At 59.6% G+C, this 20,966-nt stretch carries 23 protein-coding genes; 10 read left to right on the top strand and 13 right to left on the bottom strand.

Translation table 11 applies throughout. The features are described from left to right. Window positions 1–145: 145 nt before the first annotated feature. The 5 genes from QSK43_RS21335 (at window position 146) to QSK43_RS21315 (ending at window position 7,263) form a co-directional block, all read left to right on the top strand. Entirely contained in the window at window positions 146–922 is a 777-nt protein-coding gene (locus QSK43_RS21335; protein WP_332305164.1) for a 3-hydroxybutyrate dehydrogenase, read from the top strand. 124 nt (window positions 923–1,046) lie between these two features. Then, entirely contained in the window at window positions 1,047–2,516 is a 1,470-nt protein-coding gene (xdhA, locus tag QSK43_RS21330; protein ID WP_332305163.1) for a xanthine dehydrogenase small subunit, read from the top strand. A gap of 194 nt (window positions 2,517–2,710) precedes the next feature. Next, window positions 2,711–5,050: a xanthine dehydrogenase molybdopterin binding subunit gene (xdhB, locus tag QSK43_RS21325; RefSeq protein ID WP_332305162.1), complete on the top strand. Its 2,340-nt coding sequence runs from the start codon at window positions 2,711–2,713 to the stop codon at window positions 5,048–5,050. A 192-nt stretch (window positions 5,051–5,242) separates the two neighbouring features. Continuing rightward, on the top strand, window positions 5,243–6,097 hold the full coding sequence (gene xdhC / locus QSK43_RS21320; RefSeq protein ID WP_332305161.1) for a xanthine dehydrogenase accessory protein XdhC: 855 nt from the start codon (window positions 5,243–5,245) through the stop codon (window positions 6,095–6,097). 239 nt (window positions 6,098–6,336) lie between these two features. Next, window positions 6,337–7,263, top strand: a complete 927-nt coding sequence (locus QSK43_RS21315) for a LysR substrate-binding domain-containing protein (RefSeq protein ID WP_332305160.1) — start codon at window positions 6,337–6,339, stop codon at window positions 7,261–7,263. Here the strand turns inward: QSK43_RS21315 and QSK43_RS21310 are convergent. After that, window positions 7,239–7,577: a hypothetical protein gene (locus QSK43_RS21310; protein ID WP_045019206.1), complete on the bottom strand. Its 339-nt coding sequence runs from the start codon at window positions 7,575–7,577 to the stop codon at window positions 7,239–7,241. The genes QSK43_RS21315 and QSK43_RS21310 overlap by 25 nt on opposite strands. A 566-nt stretch (window positions 7,578–8,143) precedes the next feature. Between QSK43_RS21310 and puuD the strand changes: the two genes are divergently transcribed. The 4 genes from puuD to QSK43_RS21290 all read left to right on the top strand — a co-directional run bounded on the left by puuD (window position 8,144) and on the right by QSK43_RS21290 (window position 12,955). Beyond that, window positions 8,144–9,406 carry a urate hydroxylase PuuD gene (puuD, locus tag QSK43_RS21305; RefSeq protein WP_332305159.1) on the top strand — a complete coding sequence of 421 codons (1,263 nt, stop codon included), beginning with the start codon at window positions 8,144–8,146 and terminating at the stop codon, window positions 9,404–9,406. Next, window positions 9,403–10,713, top strand: coding sequence for a guanine deaminase (guaD, locus tag QSK43_RS21300; RefSeq protein ID WP_332305158.1), 1,311 nt, complete (start codon window positions 9,403–9,405; stop codon window positions 10,711–10,713). Before puuD ends, guaD begins: the two co-directional genes overlap by 4 nt. A 308-nt stretch (window positions 10,714–11,021) precedes the next feature. Further along, window positions 11,022–11,744: a sulfite exporter TauE/SafE family protein gene (locus tag QSK43_RS21295; protein ID WP_332305215.1), complete on the top strand. Its 723-nt coding sequence runs from the start codon at window positions 11,022–11,024 to the stop codon at window positions 11,742–11,744. A 77-nt stretch (window positions 11,745–11,821) separates the two neighbouring features. Further along, complete coding sequence (locus QSK43_RS21290) at window positions 11,822–12,955, top strand: alpha-hydroxy acid oxidase (protein ID WP_332305157.1); 1,134 nt, start codon at window positions 11,822–11,824, stop codon at window positions 12,953–12,955. A 232-nt stretch (window positions 12,956–13,187) separates the two neighbouring features. Here the strand turns inward: QSK43_RS21290 and QSK43_RS21285 are convergent, their stop codons facing one another. Further along, window positions 13,188–13,532: a DMT family transporter gene (locus tag QSK43_RS21285; protein ID WP_332305156.1), complete on the bottom strand. Its 345-nt coding sequence runs from the start codon at window positions 13,530–13,532 to the stop codon at window positions 13,188–13,190. Further along, window positions 13,529–14,101, bottom strand: coding sequence for a TetR/AcrR family transcriptional regulator (locus QSK43_RS21280; protein WP_332305155.1), 573 nt, complete (start codon window positions 14,099–14,101; stop codon window positions 13,529–13,531). Before QSK43_RS21280 ends, QSK43_RS21285 begins: the two co-directional genes overlap by 4 nt. Window positions 14,102–14,303: 202 nt before the next feature. On the opposite strand from QSK43_RS21280, the gene QSK43_RS21275 reads away from it, so the two are divergent. Continuing rightward, on the top strand, window positions 14,304–15,578 hold the full coding sequence (locus QSK43_RS21275; protein ID WP_332305214.1) for a D-alanyl-D-alanine carboxypeptidase: 1,275 nt from the start codon (window positions 14,304–14,306) through the stop codon (window positions 15,576–15,578). Window positions 15,579–15,581: 3 nt separating this feature from the next. Here the strand turns inward: QSK43_RS21275 and QSK43_RS21270 are convergent, their stop codons facing one another. From QSK43_RS21270 to QSK43_RS21225, 10 genes are all read right to left on the bottom strand, one after another. Next, on the bottom strand, window positions 15,582–15,866 hold the full coding sequence (locus tag QSK43_RS21270; RefSeq protein ID WP_332305154.1) for a Txe/YoeB family addiction module toxin: 285 nt from the start codon (window positions 15,864–15,866) through the stop codon (window positions 15,582–15,584). 51 nt (window positions 15,867–15,917) lie between these two features. Then, complete coding sequence (locus QSK43_RS21265) at window positions 15,918–16,169, bottom strand: type II toxin-antitoxin system Phd/YefM family antitoxin (protein WP_332305153.1); 252 nt, start codon at window positions 16,167–16,169, stop codon at window positions 15,918–15,920. Window positions 16,170–16,220: 51 nt separating this feature from the next. Next, on the bottom strand, window positions 16,221–16,970 hold the full coding sequence (locus tag QSK43_RS21260) for a metallophosphoesterase family protein (RefSeq protein WP_332305152.1): 750 nt from the start codon (window positions 16,968–16,970) through the stop codon (window positions 16,221–16,223). A 5-nt stretch (window positions 16,971–16,975) separates the two neighbouring features. Next, on the bottom strand, window positions 16,976–17,332 hold the full coding sequence (gene uraH / locus QSK43_RS21255) for a hydroxyisourate hydrolase (RefSeq protein WP_332305151.1): 357 nt from the start codon (window positions 17,330–17,332) through the stop codon (window positions 16,976–16,978). Next, window positions 17,329–17,829, bottom strand: coding sequence for an ureidoglycolate lyase (locus tag QSK43_RS21250; RefSeq protein ID WP_332305150.1), 501 nt, complete (start codon window positions 17,827–17,829; stop codon window positions 17,329–17,331). The genes uraH and QSK43_RS21250 overlap by 4 nt, the downstream gene beginning before the upstream one ends. Before the next feature lie 3 nt (window positions 17,830–17,832). Beyond that, window positions 17,833–18,195 (bottom strand): HepT-like ribonuclease domain-containing protein, encoded by a 363-nt coding sequence (locus QSK43_RS21245; RefSeq protein ID WP_332305149.1) that lies wholly within the window; start codon window positions 18,193–18,195, stop codon window positions 17,833–17,835. Next, entirely contained in the window at window positions 18,192–18,485 is a 294-nt protein-coding gene (locus QSK43_RS21240; RefSeq protein WP_332305148.1) for a nucleotidyltransferase family protein, read from the bottom strand. Before QSK43_RS21240 ends, QSK43_RS21245 begins: the two co-directional genes overlap by 4 nt. 52 nt (window positions 18,486–18,537) lie before the next feature. After that, window positions 18,538–19,035, bottom strand: a complete 498-nt coding sequence (gene uraD / locus QSK43_RS21235; protein WP_332305147.1) for a 2-oxo-4-hydroxy-4-carboxy-5-ureidoimidazoline decarboxylase — start codon at window positions 19,033–19,035, stop codon at window positions 18,538–18,540. Next, entirely contained in the window at window positions 19,035–19,958 is a 924-nt protein-coding gene (gene puuE, locus QSK43_RS21230; RefSeq protein ID WP_332305146.1) for an allantoinase PuuE, read from the bottom strand. The genes uraD and puuE overlap by 1 nt, the downstream gene beginning before the upstream one ends. Before the next feature lie 211 nt (window positions 19,959–20,169). Continuing rightward, complete coding sequence (locus QSK43_RS21225; protein ID WP_332305145.1) at window positions 20,170–20,877, bottom strand: DUF1045 domain-containing protein; 708 nt, start codon at window positions 20,875–20,877, stop codon at window positions 20,170–20,172. Window positions 20,878–20,966: the final 89 nt, after the last annotated feature.

Below are 20,966 nucleotides of genomic sequence, written 5' to 3'. Positions count from 1 at the left end.
TAGCTTCGAAAAAATGGATGGGCGTGCCATATCGTGTCCCCGGCGGGCCTCCCCCGAAATGGCGCTCTAAATCGCGATTGCCAGCCAGCCCCCTTTGGGCATACGTTGGTTAAACATGTGCGAAGTAATGCAAAAAGGGGAAAGCATGCATCGGACAGTTATCGTGACAGGCTCCACAAGCGGTATCGGCCTTGCCATCGCCCAGACATTTGCGAGAGAGGGCGCAAATATCGTGCTGAACGGCTTCGGCGACGAAGACGAGATCGAAAAACTCCGCCTTTTGTTGGAAGCCGAAAGCGGTGGGCGCGTGCTTTACCACCCGGCGGATATGACGAAACCGGACGAGATCGCCGATCTCATCCATTCCGCCCATGAAAAACTCGGCTCGGTGGATGTACTCGTCAACAATGCCGGCATCCAGCATATCGCCCCGATCGAGGATTTTCCGCCCGAAAAATGGGACTGGATCATCGCCATCAATCTGACGAGTTCGTTCCATACCATGCGCGCCGCGATACCGCTGATGAAGAAGGCTGGCAAAGGCCGTATCATCAACATCGCCTCTGCCCACGGTCTCGTCGCCTCGCCGTTCAAATCGGCCTATGTGGCGGCCAAGCACGGCATCATGGGCCTGACGAAGACGGCAGCGCTGGAACTTGCGCAGACCGGCGTTACCGTCAACGCCATCTGTCCCGGCTATGTGCTGACGCCTCTCGTCGAAAAACAGATACCGGAAATGGCAAAGGTGCGCGGCATCAGCGAAGAGGCGGTGAAGAACGACGTGATGCTGGAATTGCAGGCGACCAAGCAATTCGTCACCGTCGATGATGTGGCGGCCGCAGCACTGTTTCTGGCAAGCGACGCCGCAAGCAACATCACCGGCACGCATATTTCCGTGGATGGCGGCTGGACGGCACAATAATCAACGGCGTTTCTTTCCATTTTGGAAACAATGAATTGCCAAAACGGAAATCGATATACACGCGCGGGCGTGCATAGATAGTAGATTAGGAACCGGCTCAACCGGATAAAAAGCAAGGCAGTGCATGAACGACGCAATCAGCTTCATCCTCAACAGCGAAACCGTTTCGCTTAAGGGTTTCGGACCGACAGACACGCTTCTCGATTATCTCCGCCTGCAAAGACGGCTGACCGGGACGAAGGAAGGTTGTGCTGAGGGCGACTGCGGCGCATGCACGGTGCTGGTCGGGCGGCTTGTCGATGGCTCGCTGCGTTATGAAAGCGTCAATGCCTGCATCCGCTTCTTAGGCTCGCTGCACGGCACCCATATCGTGACGGTTGAGCATCTGGCCGCCCGCGACGGCACGCTTCACCCCGTGCAGCAGGCGATGGTGGATTTCCACGGCTCGCAATGTGGTTTCTGCACGCCGGGCTTCGTCATGTCGCTTTACTGTCTCTGGCTTTCCAGCGAAAGCCCCGCCCGCGCCGACATCGAAAAGGCGCTGCAAGGCAATCTCTGTCGGTGCACGGGTTATGAGCCGATCGTGCGGGCTGCCGAAAAGATCGCAGCCGCCCGCCCGAGCGCGCTGTTCGACCCGCTGCAACGCGACCGTACCGATATCATGGCGAGGCTCTGGGCGATCAGCGCCAACGAGACGATCGTGGTGACGCGCGGCGAGGACCGCACCATCATTCCGGCAACGCTCTCTGCCCTGACCGAAATCTACGCTGCAGAACCCAAGGCGACCATCGTGGCCGGCTGCACCGATGTCGGCCTGTGGGTGACCAAACAGATGCGGGCGCTGAACCCGGTCATATTCATCAACAATCTCGGCGACTTGCAGGGCATTACCGTGGGCGAGGAGGGCGTAACGCTGGGCGCCGGTGTCACCTATAGCCAGGCCTTCAAGACCGTCGCGCAGCATTTCCCGCCGCTTGCCCGGCTGTTCGACCGCCTCGGCGGCGAGCAGGTGCGCAACATGGGAACCATCGGCGGCAATATCGCCAACGGTTCGCCCATCGGGGACACACCACCGGCGCTGATCGCGTTTGGCGCGACGCTCACCTTGCGCTCCTCCTCCGGCAACCGCACCGTGCCGCTGGAAAGCTACTTCATCGACTATGGCAAACAGGACCGGCTGAGCGGCGAATTCGTCGAAAAACTCTTCATCCCGTTTCAGAAACCCGAAAGCCACTATGCCGTCTACAAGATATCCAAGCGCCGCGACGAGGATATTTCGGCTCTCTGCGCCGCCTTCAATCTGACGCTCGACGCCGAGGGCGCGGTCGAAGACATCCGCATCGCCTTTGGCGGCATGGCGGGCACACCGAAACGGGCAACACATCTTGAGGCGGCACTTCTCGGCAAGCCCTGGTCGCAGGAAGCGATCGACGCGGCGCGTGGTGCGCTGGACGATGATTTCACCCCGCTGACGGACTGGCGCGCCACCGCCGAGTACCGGCAACTGACGGCCAAGAACCTGCTGACGCGGTTCTTCCTTGAGACTTCGGGCGAAAAGCATGAACTCAGCCGCTTCGCACTGGCGGAGGCTTGATCATGGAAAGAGCAAACCTCCCCACCTCCCTCATTCCTGTGCTTGTCACAGGAATCCAGCCGACACGCGTCTGCGTGGCGAAAGGCTCCCTTCAGCCCAAGGACTTGGGCTGGCTGGATTCCTGTGACAAGCACGGGAATGAGGGCCTATTATCGCTGCCATATGCTGCAATTCACGAAGGAGGAGCTTGAATCATGGACACCACAAGCTTCGACAAGACCAAGACGGAAATCGACGGCCCGGTGCACGCCTCGCTCCGGCACGATTCCGCCCATAAACATGTGACGGGTAGCGCCGAATATATCGACGATATTCCCGAACCCGCCGGCCTCGTTCACGGCGCGCTTGGCCTTTCCGACCGGGCGCATGCCGAAATCGTCTCGATGGACCTTTCCGAAGTGGAGGCCACACCCGGCGTGCTCTGGGTAATGGTGGCCAAGGACGTGCCCGGCGAAAACGACGTCTCCTCCGGCGGGCGTCATGACGAGCCGCTGCTGGCCGAAACCAAGGTCGAATTCCACGGCCAGCCGATCTTCGCGGTCTTCGCTGAAACCCGCGATGTCGCCAGAAAGGCCGCCCGCAAGGCGAAGATCGTCTATAAGGACCTGCCGCATTTCACCGATATCGACACGGCGATTGAAAATGGCGGCGCGCTCGTCATCGACCCGATGACATTGAAGCGCGGCGACGCCAGACTGGAAATGGACGTGGCGCCCCGCCGCCTGACCGGCACGATGCGGATCGGCGGGCAGGAGCACTTCTATCTCGAAAGCCATATCGCCATGGCCGTGCCGGGTGAGGATGACGAGGTGACGCTGTGGAGTTCCACCCAGCATCCAAGCGAAATCCAGCATATCGTCAGCCATATGCTCAAGGTGCCGTCCAATGCCGTGACGGTGCAGGTGCGCCGCATGGGTGGCGGCTTCGGCGGCAAGGAAACGCAGGGCAACCAGTTCGCGGCCATTTGCGCCATTGCCGCCAAGAAGCTGAACCGGGCCGTGAAGATCCGCCCGGACCGCGACGAGGACATGACGGCCACCGGCAAGCGCCACGATTTCCGCGTCGATTACGAACTTGGCTTCGATGAAGAAGGCCGCATCCACGCCGTCGACGCCACCTATGCGGCACGCTGCGGCTTTTCCTCCGATCTGTCCGGCCCGGTCACGGACCGTGCGCTGTTTCACGCCGATTCCAGCTATTTCTATCCGCATGTGCATCTGACATCCCGGCCGCTGAAAACCCACACGGTTTCCAACACCGCCTTTCGCGGTTTCGGCGGTCCGCAGGGCATGCTCGGGGCTGAGCGCTTCATCGAGGAAATCGCCTATGCGGTGGGCAAGGACCCGCTCGATATCCGCAAGCTCAATTTCTACGGCGAGACCGGCTCGGACCGCACCACGACCCCCTATCATCAGGAGGTCGAGGACAACATCATCGCCCGCGTCGTCGAGGAACTGGAAGCCTCCAGCGAATACCGTGCGCGCCGGCAGGCGATCGTCGAATTTAACAAAACCAGCCCTGTTATCCGCAAGGGTATCGCGCTCACCCCGGTAAAATTCGGCATCTCCTTCACCATGACCGCCTTCAATCAGGCGGGCGCGCTGGTGCACATCTATAATGACGGCTCGATCCATCTGAACCATGGCGGCACGGAAATGGGCCAGGGCCTCTACACCAAGGTGGCGCAGGTGGTTGCCGATGCCTTCCAGGTGGATATCGGCCGGGTGAAGATAACAGCCACGACCACGGGCAAGGTGCCGAACACATCCGCCACCGCCGCTTCCTCCGGCACGGACCTCAACGGCATGGCGGCCTATGACGCCGCCCGCCAGATCCGCGAACGGCTGGTCAAATTCGCTGCCGAGAACTGGGATGTTCCCGAAGAAGAGGTCGTCTTCCTGCCGAACCGTGTGCGGATCGGGCTGGAGGAAATCGCCTTCAACGATTTCATCAAAAAGGCCTATTTTGCCCGCGTGCAGCTTTCCGCCGCCGGTTTTTACAAGACGCCGAAAATCCACTGGGATCGCGCCGCCGGTCGCGGCACGCCGTTTTATTATTTCGCCTATGGCGCGGCCTGTTCGGAAGTGTCGATCGATACGCTGACCGGCGAATATATGATGGAACGCACCGATATCCTCCACGATGTCGGCAAGTCGCTGAACCCGGCCATCGATATCGGCCAGGTGGAAGGCGCTTTCGTACAGGGTATGGGCTGGCTGACGACGGAAGAATTGTGGTGGGACGGCAAGGGGCGGCTGCGCACCCACGCCCCCTCCACCTACAAGATCCCGCTCGCCTCCGATCGGCCGAAAATCTTCAACGTCCAGCTGGCGGAATGGTCGGAGAATGCCGAACCTACCATCGGCCGCTCCAAGGCCGTCGGCGAACCGCCCTTCATGCTGGCGATTTCGGTTCTCGAAGCGCTCTCCATGGCCGTCGCCTCCGTGGCCGACTACAAGGTCTGCCCACGCCTCGATGCGCCGGCAACGCCTGAACGGGTTCTGATGGCAGTGGAACGGTTGAAGAAGGTGTGAGGACGTATCCATGCGGCCAGGCCCCCTCATCCGGCGCTTCGCGCCACCTTCTCCCCGGCGGGGAGAACAAACCCGGAGCCACCGTTTCGCGCACATCAACGGCCTTTGGGAAAATTCGCAAGAGTGCGACAAATCTCTTCTCCCCGCCGGGGAGAAGGTGGCGCGAAGCGCCGGATGAGGGGGCCAGCACCAATGCCTGACACCTCACTATCCGATTTTCTCGCCCTTGCCCCCGCCGCGATCCTCGTGGAAATCGAAGCCGTCAAAGGCTCATCCCCGCGCGAGGCGGGAACCTTCATGCTGGTCAGCCAGGAGGCGCTGTGGGAAACCATCGGCGGCGGGCAGTTCGAATATATGGCGATAGACCATGCTCGCGCCATGTTGCGAACAGGTGCCGCCGAAGACCGCATGGATATTCCGCTTGGGCCCGAAATCGGCCAATGCTGCGGCGGGCGCACCCTGCTCCGGTTCAGGCGGGTAACGGTGGAACTCGCGGCCGCACTCAAGGCAAGGCTGAAGGGCGAAGCCGAACAACAGCCCGCCATCTTCATTTTCGGGGCCGGTCACGTCGGCAAGGCGCTGGCTGAGGCCCTGTCGCTCCTGCCTTTGACCGTCACTGTCGTGGAAACGCGTGAAAACGAATTGCGCGATCTTTCAGCCGGCGTCGCATCCGTGCTGACGCCCATGCCGGAGGCGATCGTCGCGAAAATTCCGGCAAACGGGGCTGCGATCATCGTCACCCACGATCACGCCCTTGATTTCCTCATCGCCAGGGAAGCACTTGCCCGCGACGATCTCGCTTATGTCGGCATGATTGGTTCGAAGACCAAACGCGCCACCTTCGCCCATTGGCTGGAGCGGGAGGGAGAGCCCCCTTCCCGCCTTGCAAAACTCATTTTGCCCATCGGCGGTTATGGCGTCAGGGACAAGCGGCCTTCAATCATAGCGGCCCTTGTGGCAGCCGAGTTGCTGCAAGCATTTTCCGCTGCCGAAACCCGTCGCAACGAAAATCAACGCGGCCATCCTCAAGACCAAGATCACGCCTGAGCCCGTCGGGCAGGCTTTCATCGGCCAGATTGTCCGGCGCAAGGCTTTCAAGGGCAAACCGTTCCGCTGTCCGCAGACCCGCGCGCAGGCGGGACCACGCGCGCAAGAGTGCTGTGCGCATGTTCGTCTCCATTCAAAAAAGTGTTAGAAGCTCAGTTGATGAACTGGGCTAAAAATGCTTTGTTTTCTGAATAAAAACCAATGAAACCTTTGGCCGTTGGCATAAAGAGAACTTATCCATGAAAATGTCACGCCAGTTCCCCCTGAACGCCCTGCGCGTGTTTGAAGCAGCCGCCCGGCATCTGAGCTTCACCAGGGCTGGCGAGGAACTGGGCATGACGCAGACGGCGGTCAGCTATCAGGTGAAACTGCTGGAAGAGAACATCGGCGAGCCGCTTTTCATCAGAAAAGCGCGGCAGGTTGCGTTGACCGAGGCCGGGCAGAAACTGGCGCCGAAGGTTGCGGAAGCCTTCAACAGTTTACGGGAGGCCGTCGACAATGTCCGCGACACCTCCGACGCGACCTTGACGATTCACTCCACCGCCACGTTCGCATCCCGCTGGCTTTCGCGGCATCTCGGTGCTTTCCAGCTTGAACATCCCTCTATCGCCGTGCGGCTCGACACTTCGAACACATTGATCGATTTCGCCCAATCCGACTGCGATGTCGCCATCCGCTGGAGCAGCGACGATGGCAAAGGGCTGATCTATCATCGGCTGTTGCCGGGCGTTTATACGCCGATGCTGCATCCGAGCCTTGCCGATAGCATTGGCGGGTTGCAAAAGCCGGAAGATCTTCTGCGCCTGCGCATCATCGATCCCGGCGACATCTGGTGGAGCCAGTGGTTCCGGGAAGTAGGCATCGAAAATCCGGAACTAGGCCGTTTTCCCCGCAGCCGTCTCAATGTGCAGGCCTTCGAGGCCGCAGCGGCGATCGCCAGCCAAGGGGTGGCCATGCTCACCCCTGAACTCTATGCGGACGAGGTTGCACTCGGCCGCCTCTATCAGCCTTTCGAGCACCTCAGCAGTGAAGGAAAGCATTATTGGCTCGTCTACCCTGAAAACCGCAGGAACATTCGCAAGATAAGGCTGTTTCGCGACTGGATACTCAAGCGGATCGAAGAAAGCCGGCCGCAAACATCTCAGAATCCCATATCAGGCGCATAAAAACAGCGTGGCGTGTCCTCATCCGGAAACAGGCAGAGGTGATATTCACCATCCTCGGACCGTCTTGCCTCACGCTGCGACCAGTTGAAGACATGGCGTCGCGTCACCAGCCGATGGTCGCCGGGTGCAAGCGAGACTTCGTAGCCGTCCTGCGTGACGCGAACGCTTCGCGTGGGAATCATCTGGCAATCGCCGGTTTCGGCGTCGCCATTGCAGCAATAGCTCTCATATTTGAACCCCTTGTGGGATTCATGGGCAAGCGCCGTGGCGCTTAACGCCAGCAGCAGAAAAAGGACCGTCAGAACAAGGCGCATCGGCATGGTCTCCGTTGAAAACAACGGCGGCTGCCGGAAGGTCATTGCGTCACTTCATTCAAAATCCAAGCATCAATGCACACCCGGACGCAACGGCACCGGAAACTGCAACACCCGCCCCTGAACTGCCCGCCCCCGGGGTTCGCAGCGCCCGCTTTCGGAATGAACCGCCAGCGAAAACATGTCATCGAAGCCCTACGCATCGGCCCGAAAATCGATCCCGATTTTCGACAGGAACGGTGCGCCACTTAGAAATGTCAGAGCGTCCTCTGTAGCGTCCTTTCGGACGCCGGCGCTCCAAGGCTCCGCAGCCATATATTTTAGCACATCAACAGACTGCCCAAGGGATAATAGCTGAGTCGCGTTAGCCAGCTAAGCACAAACTAAGCGGCAGCGACCCTCCATTACAACTTTACCGGGCTCATCGCCTCGGGCAATCCACGTCAACCGATGTTGTGAACACAAGCGAACCGAATTGTGAACAATCATCGCGTAGCGTTTGCTTTTCCCTTCCCTAACGGTCAAATTTCTCGCAAGGTGCGCCGCACAAGGATCAGGGGAACCGCATGTACGAATATGCCATTGCGTGGGAATGGATGGCCTTTGCCGTCCGCTGGCTCCACGTCATCACCGCCATCGCCTGGATCGGCTCATCCTTCTATTTCATCGCGCTCGATCTCGGGCTGGTCAAACGGCCGCATCTGCCGCCGGGGGCCTATGGCGAGGAATGGCAGGTGCATGGCGGCGGCTTTTATCACATCCAGAAATATCTGGTGGCGCCTGCCCAGATGCCCGAGCACCTGACATGGTTCAAATGGGAAAGCTACGCCACCTGGCTTTCCGGCTTTGCCATGCTCTGCATCGTTTATTACGGCGGCGCCGATCTCTTCCTCATCGACCATTCGGTGCTGGCGCTCACCCAGTTCCAGGCCATCTGTCTGTCGCTTGCCTCGCTTGCCATCGGCTGGCTGTTTTACGATTTCCTCTGCAAATCGCCGCTTGGCAACAACACCTGGGGCCTGATGATCGTGCTCTACGTCGCGCTGGTGGCGATGGCCTGGGGTTACACACAGGTCTTTACCGGCCGCGCCGCCTTCCTGCATCTGGGTGCGTTTACCGCCACCATCATGTCGGCGAATGTGTTCTTCATCATCATTCCCAACCAGAAGATCGTTGTGGCCGACCTGATCGCCGGGCGCACGCCGGACCCCAAATACGGCCGTATCGCCAAGCAGCGCTCGCTGCACAACAACTATCTGACGCTGCCCGTCATCTTCTTCATGCTGTCGAATCACTATCCGCTGGCCTTCGCGACGCAGTTCAACTGGATCATCGCCGCACTCGTTTTCCTGATGGGCGTCACCATCCGCCACTGGTTCAACACCACCCATGCCCGCAAGGGCAAGCCGACATGGACCTGGCTCCTGACCGCCCTCATCTTCATCGTCATCATGTGGCTTTCCACCGTGCCGAAGGTGTTGACCGGCGAAGAGGAACAGAAGGCCGCGACGCTTTCGCCGATGCAGCAGCAATTCGTCAGCGATGCCCATTTCGCCAGTGCCCGCGACGTGGTGCAGGGCCGCTGTTCCATGTGCCATGCCGCCGAGCCGGTATGGGAAGGCGTGCCCTTCACACCGAAATCGGTGAAGCTGGAAACGGACGCGCAGATCGCCGCACACGCCCGCGAAATCTATTTGCAAGCCGGCCGCAGCCATGCCATGCCTCCCGGCAACATCACCGCCATCACCCCGCAAGAGCGCAAAGTGCTGACCGCATGGTATGAAAGCGCCGTTGCCGGGGGCAAAGACGCCAAGGAAAAAACCGAATGAGCATGGTTCTGCTGCGTGGCCGCCTGTTGAGCTTCCGCCGCGCGCCGCTCTCCATCGACGATACGCAAAGCTATCTCTACATAGAGGATGGCGGCCTGCTTCTCGAAGACGGCAGGATCGCCGCCATCGGCGACTATGTCGATATTCGCAAGCAGGCACCGGAAGAGATCGAGGAAAAGGATCACCGGCCGCATCTCATTGTGCCCGGCCTCATCGACATGCACCTGCATTTCCCGCAGATGCAGGTCATCGGCTCCTATGCCGCCAACCTTCTGGAATGGCTGAACACCTATACTTTCCCGGAAGAATGCCGCTTCGTCGAAACCGCGCATGCTGAGCGTATTGCCACGCATTTTTACGATGAGCTTCTGCGCCACGGCACCACTACGGCCGTCGCCTATTGCTCCGTGCACAAGACCTCCGCCGACGCCTTTTTTGCAGAGGCTATCAAGCGCGGCATGCTGATGGTCGGCGGCAAGGTGATGATGGACCGCAACGCCCCGCAGGGCCTGCTGGACACGCCGGAAACCTCCTATGATGAGACCCGCGCCGTCATTGCCGACTGGCACGGCAAGGGCCGAAACCACGTCGCCATCACGCCCCGTTTCGCCATCACTTCCACCCCGAAGCAGATGGAAGCGGCTCAGGCGCTGGCGCAGGAATTTCCTGACCTGTTCATCCAGACGCATCTTTCCGAAAATCTGGACGAGATCAAATATACGTGCGAGCTTTACCCGGAAGCGACTGACTACACCGACATTTACGTGCGCTACGGCCTGATGGGCAACAAGACCCTGCTCGGCCACGCCATCCACCTGTCGGACCGCGAGGCGGATGTGCTGTCGGAAACCGGTGCGGTGGCCGTGCATTGCCCCACCTCGAACCTCTTCATCGGCTCCGGCCTGTTCCCGATGAAGAAGCTGCAACGGCGCGAAAAGCCGGTGCGGATCGCTGTCGCGACCGATATTGGCGGCGGATCGAGCTATTCCATGCTGCGCACCATGGATGAGGCCTACAAGATCCAGCAATTGCTGGGCGAGCGCCTGAACCCGCTGGAAAGCTGGTATCTGATGACGCGCGGCAATGCCGAGGCGCTTTCCATGGTCGACCGCATCGGCACGCTGGACGCCGGCACGGACGCCGACATAACGGTGCTCAACGCCTCTTCCACGCCCGCCATGGCGCTGAAGATGGAAGTGGTGAAAAGCCTGACCGAAGAACTGTTCCTGATGCTGACCATGGGCGACGACCGCACCGTCGTCGAGACCTACGTGGCCGGCAAGGCGATGAAGAGCGCGCTTGCATAGTTCGGTTTAGGCCGAAACATTCGGTCACCACCTCGTCTATATCAGCAACATATTGGAACGAGCAGGTGCTGCCTGCTTTCTTCTCCCCGCCGGGGAGAAGGTGGCCCGAAGGGCCGGATGAGGGGGCAAGCTCTCGATCTATCTCTGCCCTTGCCCCCTCATCCCGCTGCCGCGACCTTCTCCCCGGACGGGGAGAAGAAACCGTGCCGCACCCACTCGCTTCCTATGATTGCCTGACACCGGTCAGCCAAAATGCGAATGACTTCTGGAGTGCGCCCGTGCCGGATTTAGACACAACCACCATACTCATGATTGTCGCGACATTCATCGTCGCCGGCATCGTCAAGGGCGTCACCGGCATGGGCCTGCCGACCGTCGCCATGGGTGTTCTCGGCCTTTTCATGCCGCCGGTCGTTGCCGCAGGCCTGCTCATCCTGCCCTCTTTCATCACCAATATCTGGCAATTGCTGGCCGGACCCGATTTCAGGGCAATCGTGACACGGCTGTGGCCGATGATGATCGCCATTGCCGTCGGCACGCTTCTCGGCATCCGGCTGATGACATCAGGCACCGGCGTCTGGACCACCTCGGCGCTCGGATTGTGCCTCGCGGCTTACGCGGCCTATAGCCTTTTTGCGAAGCCCTTCGCCATTCCCGCGAGGCTGGAACCGAAGCTCTCCCCGGCCATCGGGCTGGCGACCGGCCTTCTGACCGGCGGCACCGGAATTTTTGTGGTGCCCGCCGTGCCCTATATCCAGTCGCTCCGCTTTAACCGTGACGATCTCGTGCAGGCGCTCGGCCTATCCTTCACCGTGTCGACGATTGCGCTCGCCGCCGGCCTCGCCTCTCAGGATGCCTTCCGCGTCGAGCACCTGTCGCTTTCCGCACTCGCTGTCCTGCCGGCGCTTCTCGGCATGTGGCTCGGGCAGAAAATCCGCAGCATCGTCAGCCCGGCGACGTTCCGGCGCTGGTTCCTCATCTGCCTGCTGCTGCTGGGCTGCGAGCTGTTCCTGCGGGCTTTCTGGGGTTGAAACCCCGTCGATTTTGATGTTGCACCCGCCAAATTCATGTTATGTGAAGCCATCATTCAAATGTGAAGGCTTTATCCATGGGCAAAATCCTCACCATAGCGGACCTGAAGCAACAGGCGCGACGCCGTGTGCCAAAAATGTTTTTCGACTACGCCGATAGCGGCGCCTGGACGGAAGGCACCTACCGCGCCAATGAGGAGGATTTTTCCAAGATAAAGCTGCGCCAGCGCGTGCTGGTGGATATGACCGACCGGTCGCTCGCCACCGAAATGATCGGCCAGAAGGTTTCGATGCCGGTGGCGCTTGCCCCCACCGGGCTGACCGGCATGCAGCACGCCGACGGCGAAATGCTGGCCGCCAAGGCGGCAGAGGAATTCGGCGTGCCTTTCACGCTCTCCACCATGAGCATCTGCTCCATCGAGGATGTCGCCTCCGTCACCTCGAAACCCTTCTGGTTCCAGCTCTACGTGATGAAGGACCGGGATTTCGTCAATAATCTGATCGACCGGGCAAAGGCGGCAGGATGCTCGGCGCTGGTGCTGACGCTCGACCTGCAAGTGCTTGGCCAGCGCCACAAGGATTTGCGCAACGGCCTTTCCGCCCCGCCGAAATTCACCCCGAAACACATCTGGCAGATGGCGACGCGGCCGAAATGGTGCCTCGACATGTTGCGCACCCAACGCCGCAGCTTCGGCAACATCGTCGGCCACGCCAAAAATGTCTCCGACCTCTCGTCGCTGTCCTCCTGGACGGCGGAACAATTCGATCCGCGCCTGTCGTGGAAGGATGTCGAATGGATCAAAGAACGTTGGGGCGGCAAGCTGATCCTCAAGGGCATCCTTGACGAGGAAGATGCGCGCGCATCCCTCGATACCGGCGCAGACGCCATCATCGTCTCCAACCACGGCGGCCGCCAGCTCGACGGCGCGCATTCGTCCATCGCCATGTTGCCGAAGATCGTCGATGCCGTCGGCGACAAGGTGGAGGTGCATATGGATGGCGGCATCCGCTCCGGTCAGGACGTGCTGAAAGCAGTCGCGCTCGGCGCCAAGGGCACCTATATCGGCCGCCCCTTCCTTTATGGCCTCGGCGCGGATGGCAAGCAGGGCGTGACGACAGCGCTTGAGATCATCCGCAAGGAGATGGATATCAGCATGGCGCTTTGCGGGAAGAGGTTGATCACCGATGTGGATCGCAGCATTCTGGCGTGATGTTGGAAGCTGCGGAGAATTGATTCGAAGATCGGCTGCATCATTTCGCAGCGAAATGAATTGGCGGAGTAGCATCATCCGCACTCCGTCACCCCGGCCTTGAGCCGGGGTCCAGTGCGATCAAGTCTTTGATCGCGTAAGACCCTTTCACGGCGCAGACGCGCCGTGGCTGGATGCCGGATCTAGTCCGGCATAACGGAGGAGATGGCCATCCTCCACAAGCAACAGCTCTTCAATGCCCCACCGTCTTCGAAAACACATTGACGATCACCACGCCGGTGATGATGAAACCGAGACCGACCACGGCAGCAAAATCCAGCGTCTGGCGGAATACGAAATAGCCGATGGCGGAAATCAGCACGATGCCGAGCCCGCTCCAGATCGCATAGGCGACGCCGACCGGCAGCGCCCGCAGCGTGAACGACAGGAGATAAAAGGCCGCGCCATAAAACAGCGCCATCAGCACCGTCGGCAGCAGCTTGGTAAATTGCTGCGACTGTTGCAGGAAGGAAGTTGCGATAACTTCGCAGACAATGGCCGCGACAAGCGCCCCATAGGTAAAAACAGCCGCGTTCATCGTTTCGTTTCCTTTTTCGTCTGAGCGATCATCCGGGCCTTGAGAGCCGCCCTGTCGCCACCTGCCCTGCCGTCATCGACCATCAGATCGGCAAACCAGATGCCGTCTGTGGCAAGCCGCACCAGTTCCAGTACCACCCCCTCATCCGTGTCTTTATGACGGTCGAGACGCCCCTCGAACCAGCCCGTCCACATGCGTCTGAGAGACGGTTCGCCGACCATCGACACCGATAGCGCAGCCCATTGCCTGCCCGATTCTCGGTCGCGATCGGCAAAGACGGCGTTCACATAAGCCCGTGTGAAGCACCCGTAAGCTTCACAATCCTGTGAGACGAGCACGTCGATTTCCGCATCCAGCGCCCCCAGAAGGTCTGCCATGACAGCTTCCAGCAAGGCCTGCTTGGACGCGAAATGGTGAAACAGGCCACCCTTCGTCACCCCCGCAGCATCCGCCACCGCCTGCACGGAAAGTGCCGCAACACCCTGATCGGCCGCGAGTTTCGCCGCGCAATCGAGAAGACTGCGGCGCACGATCTCGGGTTGCTTCTTGCGTTCATGAGCATTTTTCATGCTTCAAAACATACCGGATGGTTGGTTTCTTTTCAAGGAAATTGTGGGGACCGCAGGTGGGTTGAAATTCATACTTAATTAAGCATGAAAGCGATCTCTAAAGTTTTAGCGGTTTTGTTGCCGGAAAGTGTCAGTAAAACTTCGCCAATCAGGGCGATCGAACAAAAAGGGGTGAACCATGTCGGGAACGATCAAACGGGGAATGGCGGGTGCATGGGTCTTCGCGCTCACCTTCTTTTGCGCGATCCTCTCGTTGCAGGCATCGCCTGCTCAGGCCGGTTACGCCCATTTCATCATGGATGCCAATACCGGCAAGGTTTTGGCCGCGCGCAATGCCGATGTGCTGAACCACCCTGCCTCCCTGACCAAGATGATGACGCTTTACATGACCTTTGAGGCGCTGCACGCCGGCCGGCTTCGCTGGGACCAGAAGATAAAGATGTCCAGGAACGGCGCTGCCGTTATTCCCTCGAAGCTTTATGTGCGTGAGGGCCAGACCTTCACGGTGCGCGAGGCCGTTTATGGCATGATCGTCAAATCCGCCAATGACATGGCGGAAGGCATGGGCGACCATCTTGGCGGCTCCGAAGCAAGGTTCGCGCAGATGATGACCCGCAAGGCCCGCCAGCTCGGCATGACGAAGACGGTCTTCCGCAACGCCTCCGGCCTGCCCAGCAAATCGCAGGTGACGACGGCGCGCGACATGGCGCGGCTCGGCCTTGCGCTGCAACGGGATTTTCCGAAAGAATATGGCCTCTTCGCCATGGAATCCTTCAGTTTCCGGGGCAAGCGCATCCGTGGCCACAACAATCTGATGTATCGCTATCAGGGCATGGACGGCATCAAGACCGGCTACACCAATGCGTCGGGTTTCAACCTCGTCAGCGCCGTCAATCACAATGGCCGCCGCGTCGTCGGCGTCGTGCTGGGCGGCAAGACCGCGCGCAGCCGCGACACGCAGATGGCCGCATTGCTGGAGAAGGCCGTGCCGCAGGCTTCGAGAAGCCGCAATACCGAACAGCTGGTGGCGAGCGCCAATGTCAGCCGCACTTTCGACGCACCGCCCGCAGCCGTACCATTGCCGATGTTTGCGGAACGCCGCGAAGATCCGGTCGCCATGCAGATCGCCACGGCCAACAACGAGATGGCGGACATGATCCAGGTCTCGGCCATCCCGAAACCCGCGCCCGCTAACCCGTCGATCGCCCAGTCCACGAACCAGCGCAGCCGCTGGGAAGTGCAGATCGCCGCCACCGACAGCGAAGCCGCCGCCCGCTCGCTGCTTGCCAACGCCCGTTCCGACATTGCGGGAAGTTATTCGGGGATCGCCCCCTACACCGAAGCGGTGCAAAGCGGCTCGGCAACGCTCTACCGCGCCCGCTTCACCGGCTTCGAAGACCAGTCCTCGGCGGTTTCCGCCTGCAAGGAACTGAAGGCGCAGTCCTACGCCTGCGTGGTGATGACCAGTGAGGGGTGAGGATCAGTAGTGGAAGCGGCATTGATGAATAATGAGGACAGCTTTTTCCCCTTCCCCGCGAAGCTCATAGACAAGCCGGTGTTCTTGCGAAATCCTGCGTGACCAGCGCCCCTTCAACTGGAAACGCAGCGGCTCGGCTTTTCCGATGCCTTCAAACGGATGCCGCCGGCAATCCTTTATGAGTTCGTTAATGCGTTCCAGCGTCTTGCGGTCATATTGCTGCCAGTGAAGATAATCTTCCCAGCCCTGTTGGCTCCAGCCGAGAGCTATCTCGCCCTTTTGCTGCATGAGAGTTTCTCCTGATAGAAGCTCGCACTCATGCGCGATGGGTTTGAAAAATCAGTCGATGAGATCGTGGCTTTCGAAAACGTCCGCGTCTACGTCGGACATCGACTTTCTAAGTCTGGCGAAATTCTCCGGCGACGAGCAGAGATGCAGGGTTTCCATCAAGCCCTCGTATTCGTCTTTATCAATAAGAACGGCGGACGGCTTGTCGCGCCGGACGATTTCCAAGGCAACACGGTCCTGCGACACTTCATCCAGAAGCGATGCAAGGGATTCGCGTGCTTTTGAAAACATAACTGTGCGCATGATGAACCTCGATAAGAGTTGTACAATAAATAGTACAACTCTCTAGATGATTCAAGTCTCGTTACGAAGCCAACCGTTCTCCAGCGCATCGGCCAGATACGGAATGCCGTTGACCCTCGCCATCTCGGACATGGCAAGATTGTCATACCGTATCTGCCGGTAATAGACCTGCCAGCCGCGTGGCGTCTCTTCCAGCACAGCGTAGCTGGCCAGCGGATGACCGGCCTCGACATGATGGTCGAACGGCGTGTCATCCTTCCAGCCGGGACAACCGACACTGCCGGGATTGACGATCAACCGGCCATCGGAAAGCTGCACGGTGCGGGCGATATGCGTATGGCCGCATAACATCAGCGGCTGATCTATGCCTTCCGCCATGGCCTCGATTTCGGCAAGCGGCCGCAATTTCAAAACCCCTTCCGGCGAAAGCGTCTCCAGCCAATAATCCAGATCGTTACGCGGCGAACCATGACAGCAATAGGCGACGTCCTTGAAGACCATGCTGAACGGCAGGGTTTGCAGCCAGTCCAGATGCGCAGCGGTCATCTGCGCATAGGCCGGCCTTTCCCAGCTGCCCATCTCTTCCGGCGCACGCTCGATCAATTCCCGGTCGTGATTGCCGCGAATACTGGGTATCCAATTACCAACAAGCACATCGCCGGTGAAACCCGCCTCCAGCGGACCGCTGAAACAATCGCCGAGATTGACAATATCCTCGATGCCAAGCCTCGCAATATCCTCAAGCACGGCCTCAAGCGCGGCACAGTTTCCGTGAATATCGGCAATGGCGGCAAAGATCATGGCGGTCAGCTTCCTCGATAGGTGGAATAGCTATAGGGCGAAAGCAGAAGCGGCACATGGTAATGGCCGCTCTCGTCGGCAATGCCGAAACGAATGGGGATGATGTCGAGAAAGGCCGGCTCCGCCAAGGCAACACCCTTGCGGCGCAGATAGTCGCCGGCATGGAAAACCAGCTCGTATTCCCCGGCCTTGAAGCTGTCGCCGACAAGCAGCGGCCCGCCATCGACTCGGCCGTCGCTATTGGTCTTGACCGTCTTGATCTTCTCCCGGCGATCGCTCGAGAGCCGGTAAAGCTCTATCGTCAGCCCCTCGGCGGGCGTGCCATGGGCGGCATCGAGGACATGGGTGGTCAAACCGGTCATGGGTCAGGCTCCGCGATCATATAGGGCGTGTCGAAAAAATGCTCTTCCAGATTGTTGCCCGGCCCCTCGCGATCGGCAACCAGAAAATCCGATATCGCCTGCAACGGCATCAAGGGGTAATGCCAGACGTTGCGGCGGTAGTTCACGCCCTGATCGCCACGCGCCAGAAAAGCCTGCGGCCGGCCGGGTCTGCCGCCCTCGTCCTCGGCGACGACGACCAGGAAAGGCCTTCCGGAAAGCGGCGAAAAGCTCTGGCTACCGAGCGGATGCCGCTCCATCATTTCGATTGCGTGGGGAAAGGAGCGCGGCTGCCCACGGAAAATATTGAGGATGATACGCGCGCCCTCGCCCGCCGCTTCCGGGGTAGCAAGCGCGTGGTGTCGCTCGGTCTGGCCGCCATTGATGTGCCGCATGGAAGAGGGCGTTATTTCGATCACGTCACCGAAGGATGCAAATGCCTCTTTGGTAAGAGGCCTTATCTCGAGAAAATCAGTCAAATGTCATTCACCTTGGGCATGCCAGTTTCGAAGCATGGAGAGTTTGTCCAGAAGGTCGGGAATGGCCGTCTGAGTCGTATCCCAAACCGTCTCCAGATTGATGTTCATGTAACCATGCGCGATCCGGTTTCGCATGCCGCGCATTTTCGTCCACGGAATATCGGGAAAATCCGCCACGAAAGCGGGGAATTCTTCCATGACACGCGCTGTCGCCTCGCCGGCAATCAGAAGATTCATTGCCACCGCGCGCTGCAAAACGAGATCAGCCAGAAATTCCTGCTTTGTTTTCAGCCGAATGAAGTCAACGGTCTCGGAGGCTACCTGCCTGATTTCTTCCAGATAAACCTGCAGGCGCTCAACACTCATACCGGTTTTGCTTCCTGCAAAACCCTCAAGCGCACGCGCTCTGGAAAGTCGCCGGGCGTCAACAGATGAATCTCTGTGCCCCGCATGATGTCCGTCAACTCCTCCAGCAAACCGCCAAGATCGAACAAAGTCGTCCCCGGCAGCGCGTCCACCAGAATATCGAGATCACTGTCCGGCCTGTCCTCACCACGGGCGACGGAACCGAACACGCGCGGGTTTGCCGCATTGAAGCGCTTCGTCGCTTCGCGGATCGCTTCCCTGTTCTTTTCCAGCACCTCGGAAGGTCTCATGGCTTCAATCTCCAGACAGCGCGACTATAGCGGAACGGCCGCCGATCGCCAATCAGCTCTCCGGCAGCATCGAGGAAAGACGCAGCCAGACGATCTTTTCCACCTGCGCCGTCGCGGTCGTAAATTCCGTCGCCGCATCGTTGCCGATACGCGTCTCGAAGGCTGAGAGAATATCGTGCCTGTTCAGCCCCTTGACCGCAATGATGAACGGAAAACCGAATTTCTGCGTATAGGCGGAATTCAGCTTGGTAAAACGCGCATGCTCCTCCGGCGAAAGCCGGTCGAGCCCTGCCCCCGCCTGTTCGTTGCGGCTATCGGCGGTCAGTTCGCCTGCAATCGCCAGCTTGCCGGCAAGATCGGGATGCGCCCGCAGAATGCCAAGCCTTTCCGCCTCGGAGGCGGCGCGGAACTGGGCGCACAACGCCGCGTGAACCGCTTTCGCCGTCAAGGCAGCGTCGATCCCGCCGGCATCATAGGCACGCTCGGCTATGAAGGGCGAATGTTCGAACACGCCGCCGAAACGGGCGACAAATTCCTGCCGCTCTACCATCACGGAGCCACCGGCTTGTGGTTTTCATGCCAGTGGCGGGCGATCTCGATCCGCTGCGGGATCCACACCTTGTCGTGACCCAACACATATTCGATGAAACGGCGAAGGGCGGCGGCGCGGCCGGGGCGGCCGACGAGGCGGCAATGCAGGCCGACGCTCATCATCTTCGGCGCGCCTTCAAGCCCTTCCTGATAAAGAACGTCGAAGGCGTCCTTCAGATAGGTGAAGAACTGATCGCCGGAATTGAAACCCTGCGGCGTGGCGAAACGCATATCGTTGGTGTCAAGCGTATAGGGAATGATCAGGAACGGCTCGTCGCCTGCGCCCTTCACCCAATAGGGCAGGTCGTCGGCATAGGAATCCGACGAATAAAGGAAACCGCCCTCCTCCATGACAAGGCGCAGGGTATTGTCGGAAGGCTTGCCCTGATACATGCCCAAGGGGCGTTCGCCCGTCAGCTCCGTATGCAGGCGGACAGCTTCGGCAATATGCTTGCGCTCTTCCTCTTCGGAAAAATCCTTGTATTCCAGCCAGCGATAACCGTGGCTGGCGATTTCCCAGCCCGCTTCCTTCATTGCCGCAACGGCCTCGGGATTGCGGGCCATGGCGGTGGTCACGCCATAAACGGTGGTGGTGACGCCGAGACTGGTGAACATGCGCCACAGCCGCCAGAAACCGGCGCGTGAACCATATTCGTAGATCGATTCCATGTTCAGGTTGCGCTGGCCGGGCCAGGGCTGCGCCCCGACGATTTCCGACAAGAGCGATTCCGACGCCTTATCATTGTCGAGAATGCAGCTTTCGCCGCCCTCCTCGTAATTGATGACGAATTGCACGGCGATGCGCGCGCCGCCCGGCCATTTCGGATCGGGTGCATTACGGCCGTAGCCCACCAGATTACGGGAGTAGTTTTCGGAAATCATTCAGCCACCCAGAACATCTTTTCCCAAGGCGGAAATCGGCTTTGGGAGACAGAAGCAAAACAAGCTTCCAAAGCGCGCAATCCCGGGACGGGAGAACTCGACACGCTTCAGACATGCGATGCGCGGACGGTAGCATCCGCATCCGGAATGTCGAGATGAATTTTGCCGACATTCCGATGCTTTTTTGTGTACGATTCCGGAGCGGTGTTTCTCAGGCGATCTTGCGGGCGGAAACGCGGCCCATCGGATGAAGCGAGTGCACGCGGAAAGGCGCACCCGGTTCATCCTCGATAAAGAGCGCAAGGCTGGAAAATGGCAACGTCCGCGTCAAAAGCGGCTCGAAAACCTTGCGCACCGCGCGTTCGATCCTCTGGCTGCTCGCGGGTTCGACACCGCCGGTCAGCGACATCTGAAAACGGAACTCGTCCATCACATGCGGGCTGCCCCAGCGATGCAGATTGGTCAGTTGTGACGCCGAAAGCCGGTCGGGATCCGCTCGGTCGATTTCCGCCTCGGAGAGCGGCGCACGGTAACGGTCGAATTCCTGCACGACGCGGGCCGCAAAAAAATGCAGCACTTCGCAGGGACGCTCGGGAACGAGGCTGAAAACATTATCCTGCCTTGCCACCACCAGTTGCGGCAGGGTGAAGGGCTCCTGCTTGCCGGAAAAATACATCAGGTCGCGCAAAAGCGCGGCCTCGGAATGGCCTTCGGCAAGCCGGAAGGGAGCCTTGATCGTGCCGTGGAACCCATACCGGCGCGGCACGGCCGTGTGGTAGGAAATCTCCTGCATGCCGAGATCGATCATACCCGGAGGCTCCACCGCCTGACCCGAATAGGCATCACGCCCCAACCACGCGGCAGCTGCCAGCGTCAGGGGGTCATTGGGGGAAGGCGTGAAATGAATGGCGTATCGCATGCTGTCACCTCGCCGCAAATGCGGCCAAACGGGGCTCTTTGCAGGCCAGCAAGTAAGCGATTTGCGTAACAGATTAACGACGTGGACCG

It is taken from the genome of Rhizobium sp. GR12, assembly GCF_036596185.1.
GTDB lineage: Bacteria > Pseudomonadota > Alphaproteobacteria > Rhizobiales > Rhizobiaceae > Agrobacterium > Agrobacterium nepotum.
The sequence above is the reverse complement of the archived record's forward strand: the minus strand, read 5'-3'. Positions and strand labels throughout refer to the sequence as shown.